The 12,808-nt window shown below is 64.7% G+C and carries 15 protein-coding genes; 5 read left to right on the top strand and 10 right to left on the bottom strand.

The genetic code is table 11. From position 1 onward, the window contains the following. The 5 genes from O6P39_RS26280 to O6P39_RS26300 all read right to left on the bottom strand — a co-directional run bounded on the left by O6P39_RS26280 (position 1) and on the right by O6P39_RS26300 (position 2,906). A complete protein-coding gene (locus tag O6P39_RS26280) occupies positions 1–402 on the bottom strand; it encodes a helicase (protein ID WP_275609284.1) in 402 nt (133 codons plus the stop codon). 134 nt (positions 403–536) lie between these two features. Continuing rightward, complete coding sequence (locus tag O6P39_RS26285; RefSeq protein WP_009614168.1) at positions 537–809, bottom strand: HU family DNA-binding protein; 273 nt, start codon at positions 807–809, stop codon at positions 537–539. Between the two features lie 202 nt (positions 810–1,011). Continuing rightward, positions 1,012–2,166, bottom strand: coding sequence for an FAD-dependent oxidoreductase (locus tag O6P39_RS26290; RefSeq protein WP_275609285.1), 1,155 nt, complete (start codon positions 2,164–2,166; stop codon positions 1,012–1,014). 206 nt (positions 2,167–2,372) lie between these two features. Further along, positions 2,373–2,540: a rubredoxin gene (locus tag O6P39_RS26295; protein WP_275609286.1), complete on the bottom strand. Its 168-nt coding sequence runs from the start codon at positions 2,538–2,540 to the stop codon at positions 2,373–2,375. Positions 2,541–2,738: 198 nt separating this feature from the next. Next, on the bottom strand, positions 2,739–2,906 hold the full coding sequence (locus O6P39_RS26300; RefSeq protein ID WP_015479573.1) for a rubredoxin: 168 nt from the start codon (positions 2,904–2,906) through the stop codon (positions 2,739–2,741). 208 nt (positions 2,907–3,114) lie between these two features. On the opposite strand from O6P39_RS26300, the gene O6P39_RS26305 reads away from it, so the two are divergent. Together O6P39_RS26305 and ubiA are read left to right on the top strand one after the other, a co-directional pair. Further along, a complete protein-coding gene (locus O6P39_RS26305; RefSeq protein WP_275609287.1) occupies positions 3,115–3,669 on the top strand; it encodes a chorismate lyase in 555 nt (184 codons plus the stop codon). Positions 3,670–3,695: 26 nt separating this feature from the next. Then, entirely contained in the window at positions 3,696–4,586 is an 891-nt protein-coding gene (ubiA, locus tag O6P39_RS26310) for a 4-hydroxybenzoate octaprenyltransferase (RefSeq protein ID WP_275609288.1), read from the top strand. Between the two features lie 109 nt (positions 4,587–4,695). Here ubiA and O6P39_RS26315 read toward each other — a convergent pair whose 3' ends face one another. Next, positions 4,696–5,064 (bottom strand): hypothetical protein, encoded by a 369-nt coding sequence (locus O6P39_RS26315; protein ID WP_275609289.1) that lies wholly within the window; start codon positions 5,062–5,064, stop codon positions 4,696–4,698. 281 nt (positions 5,065–5,345) lie between these two features. Between O6P39_RS26315 and phoB the strand changes: the two genes are divergently transcribed. The 3 genes from phoB (at position 5,346) to O6P39_RS26330 (ending at position 8,863) form a co-directional block, all read left to right on the top strand. Then, complete coding sequence (gene phoB, locus O6P39_RS26320; protein ID WP_275609290.1) at positions 5,346–6,035, top strand: phosphate regulon transcriptional regulator PhoB; 690 nt, start codon at positions 5,346–5,348, stop codon at positions 6,033–6,035. Positions 6,036–6,124: 89 nt separating this feature from the next. Further along, complete coding sequence (gene phoR / locus O6P39_RS26325) at positions 6,125–7,429, top strand: phosphate regulon sensor histidine kinase PhoR (RefSeq protein ID WP_275609291.1); 1,305 nt, start codon at positions 6,125–6,127, stop codon at positions 7,427–7,429. A 93-nt stretch (positions 7,430–7,522) separates the two neighbouring features. Then, positions 7,523–8,863, top strand: coding sequence for a hemolysin family protein (locus O6P39_RS26330; RefSeq protein WP_275609292.1), 1,341 nt, complete (start codon positions 7,523–7,525; stop codon positions 8,861–8,863). A gap of 222 nt (positions 8,864–9,085) precedes the next feature. On the opposite strand, the gene O6P39_RS26335 is transcribed toward O6P39_RS26330, so the two are convergent. The 4 genes from O6P39_RS26335 to pstB all read right to left on the bottom strand — a co-directional run bounded on the left by O6P39_RS26335 (position 9,086) and on the right by pstB (position 12,786). Then, complete coding sequence (locus O6P39_RS26335; protein WP_275609293.1) at positions 9,086–9,985, bottom strand: peptidoglycan DD-metalloendopeptidase family protein; 900 nt, start codon at positions 9,983–9,985, stop codon at positions 9,086–9,088. Between the two features lie 114 nt (positions 9,986–10,099). After that, a complete protein-coding gene (locus tag O6P39_RS26340) occupies positions 10,100–10,990 on the bottom strand; it encodes a response regulator (protein ID WP_275609294.1) in 891 nt (296 codons plus the stop codon). Between the two features lie 133 nt (positions 10,991–11,123). Further along, positions 11,124–11,864: a phosphate signaling complex protein PhoU gene (gene phoU, locus O6P39_RS26345; RefSeq protein ID WP_275609295.1), complete on the bottom strand. Its 741-nt coding sequence runs from the start codon at positions 11,862–11,864 to the stop codon at positions 11,124–11,126. An 85-nt stretch (positions 11,865–11,949) separates the two neighbouring features. Then, entirely contained in the window at positions 11,950–12,786 is an 837-nt protein-coding gene (pstB, locus tag O6P39_RS26350) for a phosphate ABC transporter ATP-binding protein PstB (RefSeq protein ID WP_015479583.1), read from the bottom strand. Positions 12,787–12,808 lie beyond the last annotated feature (22 nt).

Below are 12,808 nucleotides of genomic sequence, written 5' to 3' on the forward strand. Positions count from 1 at the left end.
TCAGGCGGCCTTCTTATCGCTGGCCGGTGCCGCTTTCTTCTTTGGCTTGAGGTACTTCACCAGTCCCTGGAACCAGATCACCAGGCCCGGGTTGCCCTGGATCTGGATGTCCTTGTTCTGGATGCCCTGCATGAACGCCAGCTGCGGGTTCTTCGAGGTCATGGTGGCGAAGCCGTAGGCGCCATCCTTGAAACCGAGGGCGAAGGCCGGCTGCGGATGGGTACCGCGACGGGCACTGACGCGCAGGTCCTTGACAATGTAGTGGCGGGCAACCTTGCCGTCGAGGGTGTGCAGTTGGAACACCAGGTCCTTGCCTTCCAGTTGCTTCTGGAATGCCGGATTCTCGCGGCTGGCCTTGGCCATCATGCGCCCGAGCAACCACAGCAAAAGACGAAATTTCATGCACAAACCTCGATTTTCGAGACAAAAGTCTGCGCATTGTAGCCACTGTGAAAAGGGACTACATCCGATCTTTTGGTGGGTTTATGTAACCGGAGGGGCGACCCGGAGCCGCTCTGGCTCCGGGCTGCGAGCGATCAGTTGACTGCGTCTTTGAGTGCCTTGCCGGGTTTGAAGGCAACGGTGTTGCTGGCTTTGATCTTTACCGGTTGGCCGGTTTGCGGATTCTTGCCGGTACGGGCGCCACGGTGGCGCTGGATGAAGGTACCAAAACCGACAAGGGTAACGCTGTCCTTGCGGTTGAGCGCGCCAGTGATTTCATCCAGCAGCGCATTCAGCACCTTGTTGGCTTGTTCTTTGGTGAGGTCGGCCTTTTCGGCGATGGCGGCGGCCAGTTCTGGTTTACGCATAGATATAGATGCCTCTTTGACGGTTTGTTGTTGTTGTGTCCGTGCTGTCTTCCCAACAGCGCCCAAGGCACCGCAGGCTTGCCGTACAGGCTCTAGGCTGCGGCAGACGGGGGGAGAATGGCACGCCGCACGCAGGCGCGCCAGTATCGTCTGACAATTTTGGAGCACATTCCCACAGTAAAACCGTCGCCAAAGAGGGCTTTTACGCCAACAGGGCCGGCAACTCTTTGTTAAGCGAGAGCTTTTCGCCGACAGCCGCCCCGGTCAGGGCATAACCGAGCAAACGACCGGCGGTATCCCGATAAAGCACCTTGAGGTCCGCGCCAGAGCCTTCCACCTGCCATTCGCCCTCGCTGCCGCGCGGCGGCGGCGAGACCACCAGCGGGCACACCGGAGTCTTCACAGTCACCGGCATCGGGCCATAGGCCACGGTGGTCGACTTGCCCGCCAGGGTCTGCGCCAGCGCACGGGCGCAGGACATCAGCGGCATCACGTAGAGCAGGTTCAGGCCATCGACCTCGGCGCAGTCGCCCAGGGCATAGATGTTGGCGTGGGAGGTACGCAGCTCGCGGTTGACCATCACGCCGCGATTGACGTCCAGCCCTGCGGCGGCGGCCAGGTCGATGCGCGGACGCAGGCCCACGGCGGAAACCACCAGGTCGCAGGCAATCACGCTGCCGTCGGACAGGTGCGCTTCCAGGGCATCGCCCGCGCGCACCAGGCGATTCAGCACCGGTCCTAGGTGGAAGCGTACGCCGAGGCTTTCCAGCCCTTGCTGCACCGCCTGGGCGGCGGCTGGGTGGAGCAGGCCGGGCATCACCTGCTCGCAGGGCGCCACCACCTCGATCTGGAAACCGCCACTGGAGAGGTCGTTGGCGAACTCGCAGCCGATCAGCCCGGCACCCAGTAGCAGCACACGGCGCTTGCCGGCCGCCGCGCTGCGGAAGCGCGCGTAGTCTTCCAGGTCGTTGATCGGGAAGATCAGGTCCTGGGCGTCACCCTCCACCGGCACGCGAATGGTGTCCGCCCCCCAGGCCAGCACCAGGTCGCGGTAGCGGATTTCCTCTTCGCCGATCCAGATGCGCCGGTGGCCCGGATCGATACCGGTGACGCGAGTGTGGGTGAGGATGCGCGCCTTGAGCTGGTCGGCCATGGCGCCCGGTTCGGCCATGGCCAGGCCGTCGGCGTCCTTGTCCTTGGAGAACCCGGTGGAGAGCATCGGCTTGGAGTAGGAGCGGCCGTCGTCGGCAGTGATCAGCAACAGCGGCGTCTCGCCATCGAGCTTGCGCCACTCGCGCGCCAGGTTGTAGCCGGCCAGGCCCGTACCGATGATCACCAGCGGTGCGTTGTCACTCATTGCTCTCTCCACCTCGTAAAGACGCCACGGCGGTCAAGGCCGTCGCAAGTTGGTTTCCGACATCAAGAATCCATTCAGGACCCGGCGAGCTGGAGCAGAACAAGGCGGAAACGAGCGAGGGAGCGGAATGTACTCCAGTACATGAGCATCTCGAGGTCGTTTCCAACGCAGTTATGCCGACGCGCAACCCGGTCATGGATGGGTTCTCAGGAGATCTCGATCATCTCGAAATCGATCTTGCCCGTGCCGCAGTCCGGACACACCCAGTCCGCGGGAATGTCTTCCCAGCGGGTACCCGGCGCGATGCCCTCGTCCGGCAGCCCCAGCGCCTCGTCATAGATGAAGCCACAGATTACGCATTGCCATTTGCGCATCGGCCAAGCCCTCCTGCGATTGCCCGGTGAAGCTAACGAATTTGCGCGCACCGGCCAACGGCGGCAGCGCCGCCGGGGGTCGTCAGCTGGGCCAACCCGGCGCTTTTCCAGTTTACGCCGTCAGGCACGGCCCTGCCGGAGCCACAAACGCAGACGGCGACCCGAAGGCCGCCGTCGCGGGAATCCATCCAGATGGGATCAGCCGATTTCGATCATCTCGAAGTCCAGCTTGCCCACGCCGCAATCCGGGCACAGCCAGTCTTCCGGCACGTCTTCCCAGCGGGTACCGGCGGCGATGCCCTCTTCCGGCCAGCCCTTGGTTTCGTCATAGATCAGGCCACACACCACACACTGCCACTTCTTCATCGGCTCTCACCCTCGTGTTCTTGTCGCTTGGACGTCAGTGCATCCAATGTCCGGCTTTGTACTGGCGATGGGGCCGGCGCGCAAGTACCGACCGACCGGCCAAACCTTTGGTGGGGTATGGCGTAAAGCACTCTTGCAGAGAACACAATCGGCCGCGCAAAGCCGCCATGTTAAGCTGCCGCGTCCCTGGTCACCCGCAGTCATCACCGTGCCCGACGCAGCCCTGTCCCACCCGCCCCGCTGGCTCTCCGCCGCCCAGTTGCATCCCGCGCCTTCCGCCCAGGTTCTGGACTGGCTGTTCGACGAGGGTTCGCTGACGCGCCGGCTGACCGCACTGTCCGACGGCGGCTTCGCAGTGCAACCGCTGGCCGAGGGCTGGCACCGGATGCGCGCGGACGAATGCACCGCCCTGGGCGTAGCCGACGGCAGCCTGGGCTGGGTTCGTGAGGTGTACCTCAAGGGCCACGGCCAGCCCTGGGTGTTCGCCCGCAGCGTCGCCGCGCACCACGCGCTGGAAGGCTCCGGCTTCGACCTGCGCCTGCTCGGCAGCCGCTCCCTGGGCGAACTGCTGTTCAGCGACCGCGCCTTCCACCGCGGCCCCATCGAAGTGTGCCGCTATCCGGCCGCCTGCCTGCCCGCCGACGTGCGCGTCGAGCGTCCCTGGGGGCGCCGCTCGCTGTTCAGCCGCGACGGCCTCGGCGTACTGGTCGCCGAAGTATTCCTGCCCACGCTCTGGCACCGGCTGGAAGAACAGTCCGTATAATCCCCGGATCGTTTCCGGAGGCCGCCATGTTCGTCGCCCTGATCAAACCCCTCGCCCGCCTGCACCCCCGCGCCTGGGACTTCCTCCAGCTGACGCGCATGGACAAGCCGATCGGCATCTACCTGCTCCTGTGGCCCACCCTGTGGGCGCTGTGGATGGCCAGCGGCGGCGTGCCCAGCGCGAAGAACCTGCTGATCTTCGTCGTCGGCACCGTGCTGATGCGCGCCGCCGGCTGCGTGATCAACGACTTTGCCGACCGCAAGCTCGACGGCCACGTCGAGCGCACCAAGGCCCGCCCGCTGGCCACCGGCAAGATCACCGTGCGCGAAGCCTGGATCACCTTCTTCGTACTGCTGGGTTTGAGCTTCCTGCTGGTGCTGTGCACCAACGCGCAGACCATCTGGCTGTCCTTCGGCGGCGCGGCGATCGCAGCGCTCTACCCGTTCATGAAGCGCTACACCTACTACCCGCAGGTGGTGCTGGGCGCGGCCTTCTCCTGGGGCATCCCCATGGCCTTCACCGCGGCGGGCGGCACGCTGCCGGCGGCGGCCTGGCTGCTGTTCTTCGCCAATGTGCTGTGGACTGTGGCCTACGACACCTACTACGCGATGACCGACCGCGAGGACGACCTGAAGATGGGCATGAAGTCCACGGCGATCCTCTTCGGCGACGCCGACCGGGCGATCAACTTGACCCTGCAGGGCCTGATGCTCCTGCTGTTGATCCTGGCCGGCAACAAGCTGGCGATGCACCTGTATTACTACCTGGGCCTGGCCGTGGCGGCGGGCTGCTTCGCCTGGCAGTTCCACTCCACCCGGGACCGCGAGCCGATGAAATGCTTCAAGGCCTTCCTGCACAACCACTGGGCGGGGCTGGCGATCTTCCTCGGTACGGTACTGGATTACGCGCTGCGCTGAGGCCAGCCCTGCGCAGGAGCGAGCCTGCTCGCGAATGAACCCCCGGCAACGGGACATGGGTTCGCGAGCAAGCTCGCTCCTACAAGAGCTCTCTACCGAGCGGCTGGAGCTACTGCGGCTTGGCCATGTGCCAGACGCCCATCTTCCCTTCGCCGTTCATGTCGCCCGGCTTCTTGTCCTGAATGAAGGTGTACAGCGGCTTGCCGTAGTACGCCCACTGCATGCTGCCGTCATCGCGCTTGACCAGCGTCCAGTCGTCCATGGCCTTGGCGTCGGCGGCGGCCTTCAGCGGCGGCCAGTTCTGCGCGCAGCCACCGTTGCACATCGACTTGCCACCGCTGTCCTGGTCGAAGGTGTACAGCGTCATGCCTTTGGCATCGACCATCATGCCGTTCTTTTCCATCGCCGGCTCGGCCGCCAGCACGGCCATCGCCGGGAGGGCCAGCCCAAAGGCAAGGGCCGGGAGCAACCTCTTCATCGCGTGTCTCCTCTGGTGAGGTGGAACGGCGCGGGTGTTATCGCAAGGGCGACGTCGACTACGCACTCGCAACCGTCATCGCGGCATGCCGGCGCCGCAGCGCCAGCCGCACCGCCGACCAGGCCGGTGCATTGCCTGCCGGCCGCAAGCGGAAATCGCGGCCGCTGATTCAGCATAGACGAGCGCTCTACGACGAGGCCCGGCTAACATTCCCATGTCACATCCCTGAAATAATTCCGTTATCTAATGCGGCGCAATACGAAAATTCCTGAGGCACCAGCATGGTTGGCAAGACAATCCTCATCGTCGATGACGAAGCTCCGATCCGGGAAATGATCGCCGTGGCCCTGGAGATGGCCGGCTACGAATGCCTTGAGGCCGACAGTGCCCAGCAGGCCCACGCGGTGATCGTCGACCGCAAGCCGGACCTGATCCTGCTCGACTGGATGCTGCCGGGCACTTCCGGCATCGAACTGGCCCGCCGCCTCAAGCGCGACGAGCTGACTTCGGGCATCCCGATCATCATGCTCACCGCCAAGGGCGAAGAGGACAACAAGATCCAGGGCCTGGAAGTCGGCGCCGACGACTACATCACCAAGCCCTTCTCCCCGCGCGAGCTGGTGGCCCGACTGAAAGCCGTGCTGCGCCGCACCGGCGCCGGCGACAGCGAGACGCCGATCGAAGTCGGCGGCCTGATGCTCGACCCGATCAGCCATCGCGTGACCATCGACGGCAAGCCGGCCGAGATGGGCCCGACCGAATACCGCCTACTGCAGTTCTTCATGACCCACCAGGAGCGCGCCTACACCCGCGGCCAACTGCTGGACCAGGTCTGGGGCGGCAACGTCTACGTGGAAGAACGTACCGTCGACGTGCACATCCGCCGCCTGCGCAAGGCTCTGGGCGAGGTCTACGAAAATCTAGTTCAGACCGTGCGCGGCACCGGCTATCGTTTCTCGACCAAAAGCTGATCAGGCCCAGAGGGTCTGATGACGCAGCAACGCGGCTCGCGGCGAAGCGTCATCAGACCCTCAAAGACGGGTACAAGGAACGGAATTTCGTGACCCAGAACTGGAGTGGCGTGCTGATTCGCCACCTGTTGTTAGTCGTCGGCGGCGGCCTGCTGGTCGGACTGATCTCCGGCCAATGGGGCTGGGCCCTGGCAGCGGCCCTGGCTGCCTACCTCGGCTGGACCCTCTGGCAGCTGCTGCGCCTCTACCAGTGGCTGAAGACCCACCAGAGCGATGAGGCCCCACCCGACGGCTACGGCCTGTGGGGCGAGGTGTTCGACAGCATCTATCACCTGCAGCGGCGCAACCAGAAGGCGCGCGGCCGGCTGCAGGCAGTGATCGACCGCATGCAGGAGTCCACCGCGGCCCTGCGCGACGGCATGATCCTGCTCGACCGCGACGGCAACCTGGAGTGGTGGAACCAGTCCGCCGAACGCCTGCTGGGCCTCAAGAGCCCGCAGGACGGTGGCCAGCCGGTGACCAACCTGGTCCGCCATCCGCGCTTCAAGGAATACTTCGCCCACGAGGACTACCGCGAGCCGCTGGAGCTCACCTCGCCGATCAACGACAACCTGCGCCTGCAGTTCCACATCACCATCTACGGGGCCGGCGAGCACCTGATGCTGGTGCGCGACGTGACCCGCGTCCATCAGCTGGAACAGATGCGCAAGGACTTCGTCGCCAACGTCTCCCACGAGCTGCGTACCCCGCTGACGGTGATCGCCGGCTACCTGGAGACGCTGCTGGACAACGTCGAGGACGTGAACCCGCGCTGGACCCGCGCGCTGCAGCAGATGCAGCAGCAGGCGGGGCGCATGCAGAACCTGCTCAACGATCTGCTCCTGCTGGCCAAGCTGGAAGCCACGGACTACCCGGGCGACAACAAGCCGGTGGCGATTGACCTGCTGCTGCTGTCGATCCGTAACGATGCCCAGGCGCTCTCCGGCGCGCGCAACCACCGCATCAGCCTGGAGGCCGACGCCAAGGTGAAGCTCAAGGGCAGCGAGACCGAGCTGCGCAGCGCCTTCTCCAACCTGGTGTTCAACGCCGTGAAATACACCCCCGAGGAAGGCGAGATCCGCATTCGCTGGTGGGCCGACGACCAGGGCGCACACCTGGCGGTGCAGGACAGCGGCATCGGCATCGATCCGAAGCACCTGCCGCGCCTGACCGAACGCTTCTACCGCGTCGACTCCAGCCGCAACGCCAGTACCGGCGGCACCGGCCTGGGGCTGGCCATCGTCAAGCACGTGCTGCTGCGCCATCGCGGCACTCTGGACATCAGCAGCGTGCCGGGCAAGGGCAGCAGCTTCACCTGCCACTTCCCGCCGCAACAAGTCGAGCGTCGCGCCTGAGGGCGCTCGTACACATGAGTTTGCAATCAGCGGGCTTGCCAGTGGCGTCCGTGAACCGCATTCTTGTCCGTCCATTCCTTATCCAACAGAACCATGGACCCTTCCCCTAGTAGCAACTTCCTGACCTACTTCGCCGATTTCGGCCTGATTCTCTTCGCTCTCTTCCTCGTCGTGCTCAACGGTTTCTTCGTGGCCGCCGAGTTCGCCATGGTCAAGCTGCGCTCCACCCGCGTGGAGACCATCGCCAAGCAGCACGGCTGGCGGGGCACCATCCTGCGCAAGGTGCACAACCAGCTCGACGCCTACCTCTCCGCCTGCCAGCTCGGCATCACCCTGGCCTCCCTGGGCCTGGGCTGGGTCGGCGAGCCGGCCTTCGCCGAACTGCTCGAGCCGCTGCTGGGCGCGGTCGGCGTGCACTCCGAGGAAGTCATCCGCGGCGTGTCGTTCTTCACCGCGTTCTTCATCATTTCCTACCTGCACATCGTGGTCGGCGAGCTGGCGCCCAAGTCCTGGGCCATCCGCAAGCCCGAGCTGCTGTCGCTGTGGACCGCTGTGCCGCTGTACCTGTTCTACTGGCTGATGTACCCGGCGATCTGGCTGCTCAATGCCAGTGCCAACACCATCCTGAAGATCGCCGGCCAGGGTGAACCGGGCCCGCACCACGAACATCACTACAGCCGTGACGAGCTCAAGCTGATCCTGCACTCCAGCCGCGCCCACGACCCCAGCGACCAGGGCATGCGCGTGCTGGCCTCGGCGGTGGAACTGGGCGAACTGGAAGTCGTGGACTGGGCCAACTCCCGCGAGGATCTGGTCTACCTGGAACGCAGCGCGCCGCTGGACGACATCCTCGCCACCATCCGCCGCCACAAGTACAGCCGCTACCCGGTGTACGACAGCGGCAAGGGCGAGTTCATCGGCCTGCTGCACATCAAGGACCTGCTGCTGGCCCTGACCACGCTGGAGAGCCTGCCGGAGTCCTTCGACCTCGACGAGCTGACCCATCCGCTGGAAATGGTGACCAAGCACATGCCGCTGGCGCGCCTGCTGGAGCAGTTCCGCCAGGGCGGTTCACACTTCGCCCTGGTGGAGGAAGCCGACCACAAGGTGATCGGCTACCTGACCATGGAAGACGTGCTGGAAGTGCTGGTCGGCGATATCCAGGACGAACACCGCAAGGCCGAGCGCGGAATCGTCGCCTACCAGCCCGGCAAGCTGCTGGTGCGTGGTGACACGCCGCTGTTCAAGCTGGAGCGCCTGCTGAGCCTGGACCTCGACCACGTCGAGGCGGATACCCTCGCCGGCCTGGTCTACGACACGCTCAAACGCGTGCCGGAAGAAGAGGAAGTGCTCGATACCGAAGGCCTGCGCATCATCGTGAAGAAGATGAAAGGCCCGAAGATCGTCCTCGCCAAGGTGGTGAAGCTGGACTGATCGTCTGCTGACGAAAAAGGCTGCTCTCGGGCAGCCTTTTTTATTGGCCATGTACGCCCTCGTAGGAGCGGAGCTTCTCCGCGGTCCGGCTTTTTCGCGCACAGCGAAAGCCGCAGACCTGGCATTGATTGTAGGAGCGAGCTTGCTCGCGAACAGTATTCACCGGCAGCGTCGGAGCTGGGCGGGTTCGCGAGCAAGCTCGCTCCTACAGGGGATTACGTCTCAGTTTTCCTTCACCACCGCGAAGTTCGGCAGGGTGTCCACCGGCTGGGCGAAGTTGTAGGGAATCGATACCAGATCCAGGCCGACGTTGCGCTGCACCACGAAGTGCAGATGCGGGCCGCTGCTGTTGCCGGTGTTACCCGAGCGCGCCAGGGAGGTGCCCGTGGCGACGCGCTGCCCCTCGTGGACCAGCACCGAGCCGCGCATCAGGTGCAGGTACACCCCCATGGTGCCGTCGTCATGCAGAATGCGCACGAAGTTGCCGGACGGGTTCTTGCCGCGCCCGTCCTGGCCGTTCTCGATCTTCACCACCATGCCGCCACGGGCCGCGATGATGGGCGTCCCCACCGGCATGGCGATGTCCATGGCGTAGCGCCCCTTGGGCGTAAAATGGCTGTAGCGGCCATTGGCGCCCTGAGTCAGGCGGAACGGGCCGCCCACCCAGGGCAACGCGTACTGGTAAGCCAGCGGTTGCGGACGCGGATCGCCCAAGGCATAGCGCAGCTTGGGTTTGTACAGCATGGGCTTGCCGGGTTCGCGCGGAGTGAGCGTTGCCAGGCGGATGGCGCTGCGCGGCGGCAGCACCCAGCGGATCGGCCGCTCCGGTACGCCAATGGCGTTCTGCGCACCGGTCACGCTCAGCTCCACTTCCACTGGCGCGTACAGGTCGTTGCGCACCTGCAGCGTCTCGCCGCCGGCGTGCTTCTTGGTCTCAAGCTTCACCTGCTGCTCCAGGTGCTCGACCATGCGGTCGCGGAAGACGAACACCGCCGCACCCGGCACGGCCTTGTCCGTGTAGGTGACCACGCCATTGGCGTCGGTGTACTTGTAGATGGTCACGGCCGAAGCCGTCCCTGATGCGGCCAAAAGACCGCACAGGAAGATACTGCGCCCTAGCATGTCGACTCTGGTTATAGGTATGGCGACAACCGCAAGACTAGCAGCGCGGCAGACCCGGAGCGACCTGCCGACAGCCGGCGTGTGAAGCAGTGCCGCCCACCGGTCGGCGCGCAATCAGGCGCCGGGCACGTAGTGCTTCTGGGAGCTACCACGGGCGATCAGGCGCGACAGGTAGTCGAGCTTCTGCGGATCGCGGTCGACGAAGCGGAACGTGAGCTGCAGCCACTCGCTGTCGGGTTTGGGCTCCAGCGCTGCCACGGCGTGCAGGTAGCCATTGAGCCGCGCCACATCGCTGTCTTCCTCCAGGTCCAGCACGGCGCTTTCCAGCACCTGTGGCAGCGGCGAACCGCGTTTCACCACCAGCAACGCTTCCTTCAGGCTCAAGGCCTTGATCACACACGGCAGGCTGGCCTGGGGCAGGCGCAACTGGCCCTGCTGCCCCTTCGCGGCGGGACGCGCGGCAGGCGCAGCGGCAGCCGGGGTAGCAGCAGGAGTAGCAGGACGTGGCGCTGGGGCCGGACGCACCACATCAGCCTTGCCACCGGTCAGCGCACTGAGCGAATCATTGGGCATGGAACCGACGAGGCTGCGCTGCGGCGCCTGGGCGGCCAGTGCCTCGAGCTTGCCGGCGCGGGACAGCGCCTTCTTCACCTTGCTCACCAACTGGTCATTGGAGAACGGCTTGCCGATGAAGTCGGAGACGCCGGCCTGGATGGCCTGCACCACATTGTCCTTGTCGCCACGACTGGTAACCATGATGAACGGCGTGGTCTTCAGGCCGTCCTGCTCACGGCACCAGGTCAGCAGCTCGATACCCGACAACTCGGGCATCTCCCAGTCGCAGAGGATCAGGTCGACGCTCTGGCGCGCGAGGAACTGCTGCGCCTTGCGGCCGTTCACCGCCTCCTCGATCTGCAGGCCGGGGAAATGGTCCCGCAGCCCCTTTTTCACCAGATCCCGGATGAACGGGGCGTCATCCACCACCAGCACACTGACCTTGCCCATCGGCAGCTCCTTCGAACGATAGGGCGAAGAATAGCCTCGCTAAGTGGCGACATGCCATCGGCGCGGAACCGGTCGGCCATAAAATGACGAACCCGGCGCCTGGCCGGGTTCGTCGGTGCCGCTGGCGCAAGCCTTATTCGGGCTTGTTGCCGTTACCGGTGCCCTGCACTTCTTCCTTCATGCGGGTCAGGCCCAGGTGACGAACGTCGGTGCCGCGCACCAGGTAGATCACCAGTTCCGCGATGTTGCGTGCGTGGTCGCCGATGCGCTCCAGCGAACGCAGGGCCCAGATGACGTTGAGCACGCGGGAAATGGCGCGCGGGTCTTCCATCATGTAGGTGACCAGTTCGCGCAGGGCGGTCTTGTACTCGCGGTCGACGGTCTTGTCGTACTGCGCCACAGACAGCGCCAGGTCTGCGTCGAAGCGGGCGAAGGCATCCAGCGCCTCCTGCACCATCTTGCGCACCTGGTTGCCGATGTGGCGCACCTCGACGTAGCCGCGCGGCGACTCGCCTTCCTCGCACAGCTGGATGGCGCGGCGGGCGATCTTCGAGGCTTCGTCGCCGATGCGCTCGAGGTCGATCACCGACTTGGAGATGCTGATGATCAGGCGCAGGTCGGAGGCGGCCGGCTGGCGGCGGGCGAGGATGCGCAGGCATTCCTCGTCGATGTTGCGCTCCATCTGGTTGATCTGGTCGTCGATCTCGCGCACCTGCTGGGCCAGGCCCGAGTCGGCGTCGATCAGCGCGTTGACCGCGTCGTTGACCTGCTTCTCCACCAGACCGCCCATGGCCAGCAGGTGGCTGCGCACATCTTCAAGCTCGGCGTTGAACTGCTGCGAGATGTGGTGGGTCAGGCTTTCTTTGTTGATCATGTTCGCTCCGCGAAAGCCGCTGGCTCCGGGCCGCTGGCTTGTGATGTTCTCCGGGAAGTTCTACCGCGCACGCAATACCGCGAAACTAGCCGTAACGACCGGTGATGTAGTCCTCGGTCTGCTTCTTGGCCGGGTTGGTGAACAGGGTATCGGTGTCGCCGAACTCGATCAGCTTGCCCATGTACATGAACGCCGTGTAGTCGGAGACGCGCGCGGCCTGCTGCATGTTGTGGGTCACGATGACGATGGTGAACTTGGATTTGAGTTCGTAGATCAGCTCTTCGATCTTCAGCGTGGAGATCGGGTCCAGTGCCGAGCAGGGTTCGTCGAGCAGCAGGACTTCCGGCTCCACGGCGATGGTGCGGGCGATGACCAGACGCTGCTGCTGACCGCCGGACAGGCCGAGGGCGGACTCGTGCAGGCGGTCCTTCACTTCGTCCCACAGGGCCGCGCCTTTCAGCGCCCACTCAACGGCTTCGTCGAGCACGCGCTTCTTGTTGATGCCCTGGATGCGCAGGCCATACACCACGTTCTCGTAGATGCTCTTGGGGAACGGGTTGGGCTTCTGGAACACCATGCCGACGCGGCGGCGCAGTTCGGCGACGTCCACGTTCTTGGCGAAGATGTTGTGGCCGTCCAGAAGGATCTCGCCCTTCACGTTGCAGCCATCGACCAGGTCGTTCATGCGATTGAAGCAGCGCAGCAGGGTCGACTTGCCGCAGCCGGACGGGCCGATGAAGGCGGTAACGCGCTGCTTGGGGATGTTCATGCTGACATCGAACAGCGCCTGCTTCTCGCCATAGAACAGGCTCAGGCCGGGTACTTCGAGGGCGACGGTCTCGCTCTCCAGGTTCATGCCCTGGCGGTCGCCGCGGCCGAGCGCGCCGATGTCGATGCCGTGGGTAGCGGTTTCGTGTTGCATCTTCAGTCTCCCTTGGAGGCTT

The organism is Pseudomonas sp. PSE14, from assembly GCF_029203285.1.
GTDB lineage: Bacteria > Pseudomonadota > Gammaproteobacteria > Pseudomonadales > Pseudomonadaceae > Pseudomonas.

Excerpts from the sequence above, each read along its gene's own strand:
- O6P39_RS26280 (WP_275609284.1), bottom strand. The coding sequence starts at position 402 with ATGAAATTTCGTCTTTTGCTGTGGTTGCTCGGGCGCATGATGGCCAAG.
- O6P39_RS26285 (WP_009614168.1), bottom strand. The coding sequence starts at position 809 with ATGCGTAAACCAGAACTGGCCGCCGCCATCGCCGAAAAGGCCGACCTC.
- O6P39_RS26290 (WP_275609285.1), bottom strand. The coding sequence starts at position 2,166 with ATGAGTGACAACGCACCGCTGGTGATCATCGGTACGGGCCTGGCCGGC.
- O6P39_RS26295 (WP_275609286.1), bottom strand. The coding sequence starts at position 2,540 with ATGCGCAAATGGCAATGCGTAATCTGTGGCTTCATCTATGACGAGGCG.
- O6P39_RS26300 (WP_015479573.1), bottom strand. The coding sequence starts at position 2,906 with ATGAAGAAGTGGCAGTGTGTGGTGTGTGGCCTGATCTATGACGAAACC.
- ubiA (WP_275609288.1), top strand. The coding sequence starts at position 3,696 with ATGTTCGTCGCCCTGATCAAACCCCTCGCCCGCCTGCACCCCCGCGCC.
- O6P39_RS26315 (WP_275609289.1), bottom strand. The coding sequence starts at position 5,064 with ATGAAGAGGTTGCTCCCGGCCCTTGCCTTTGGGCTGGCCCTCCCGGCG.
- phoB (WP_275609290.1), top strand. The coding sequence starts at position 5,346 with ATGGTTGGCAAGACAATCCTCATCGTCGATGACGAAGCTCCGATCCGG.
- O6P39_RS26330 (WP_275609292.1), top strand. The coding sequence starts at position 7,523 with ATGGACCCTTCCCCTAGTAGCAACTTCCTGACCTACTTCGCCGATTTC.
- O6P39_RS26335 (WP_275609293.1), bottom strand. The coding sequence starts at position 9,985 with ATGCTAGGGCGCAGTATCTTCCTGTGCGGTCTTTTGGCCGCATCAGGG.
- O6P39_RS26340 (WP_275609294.1), bottom strand. The coding sequence starts at position 10,990 with ATGGGCAAGGTCAGTGTGCTGGTGGTGGATGACGCCCCGTTCATCCGG.
- phoU (WP_275609295.1), bottom strand. The coding sequence starts at position 11,864 with ATGATCAACAAAGAAAGCCTGACCCACCACATCTCGCAGCAGTTCAAC.
- pstB (WP_015479583.1), bottom strand. The coding sequence starts at position 12,786 with ATGCAACACGAAACCGCTACCCACGGCATCGACATCGGCGCGCTCGGC.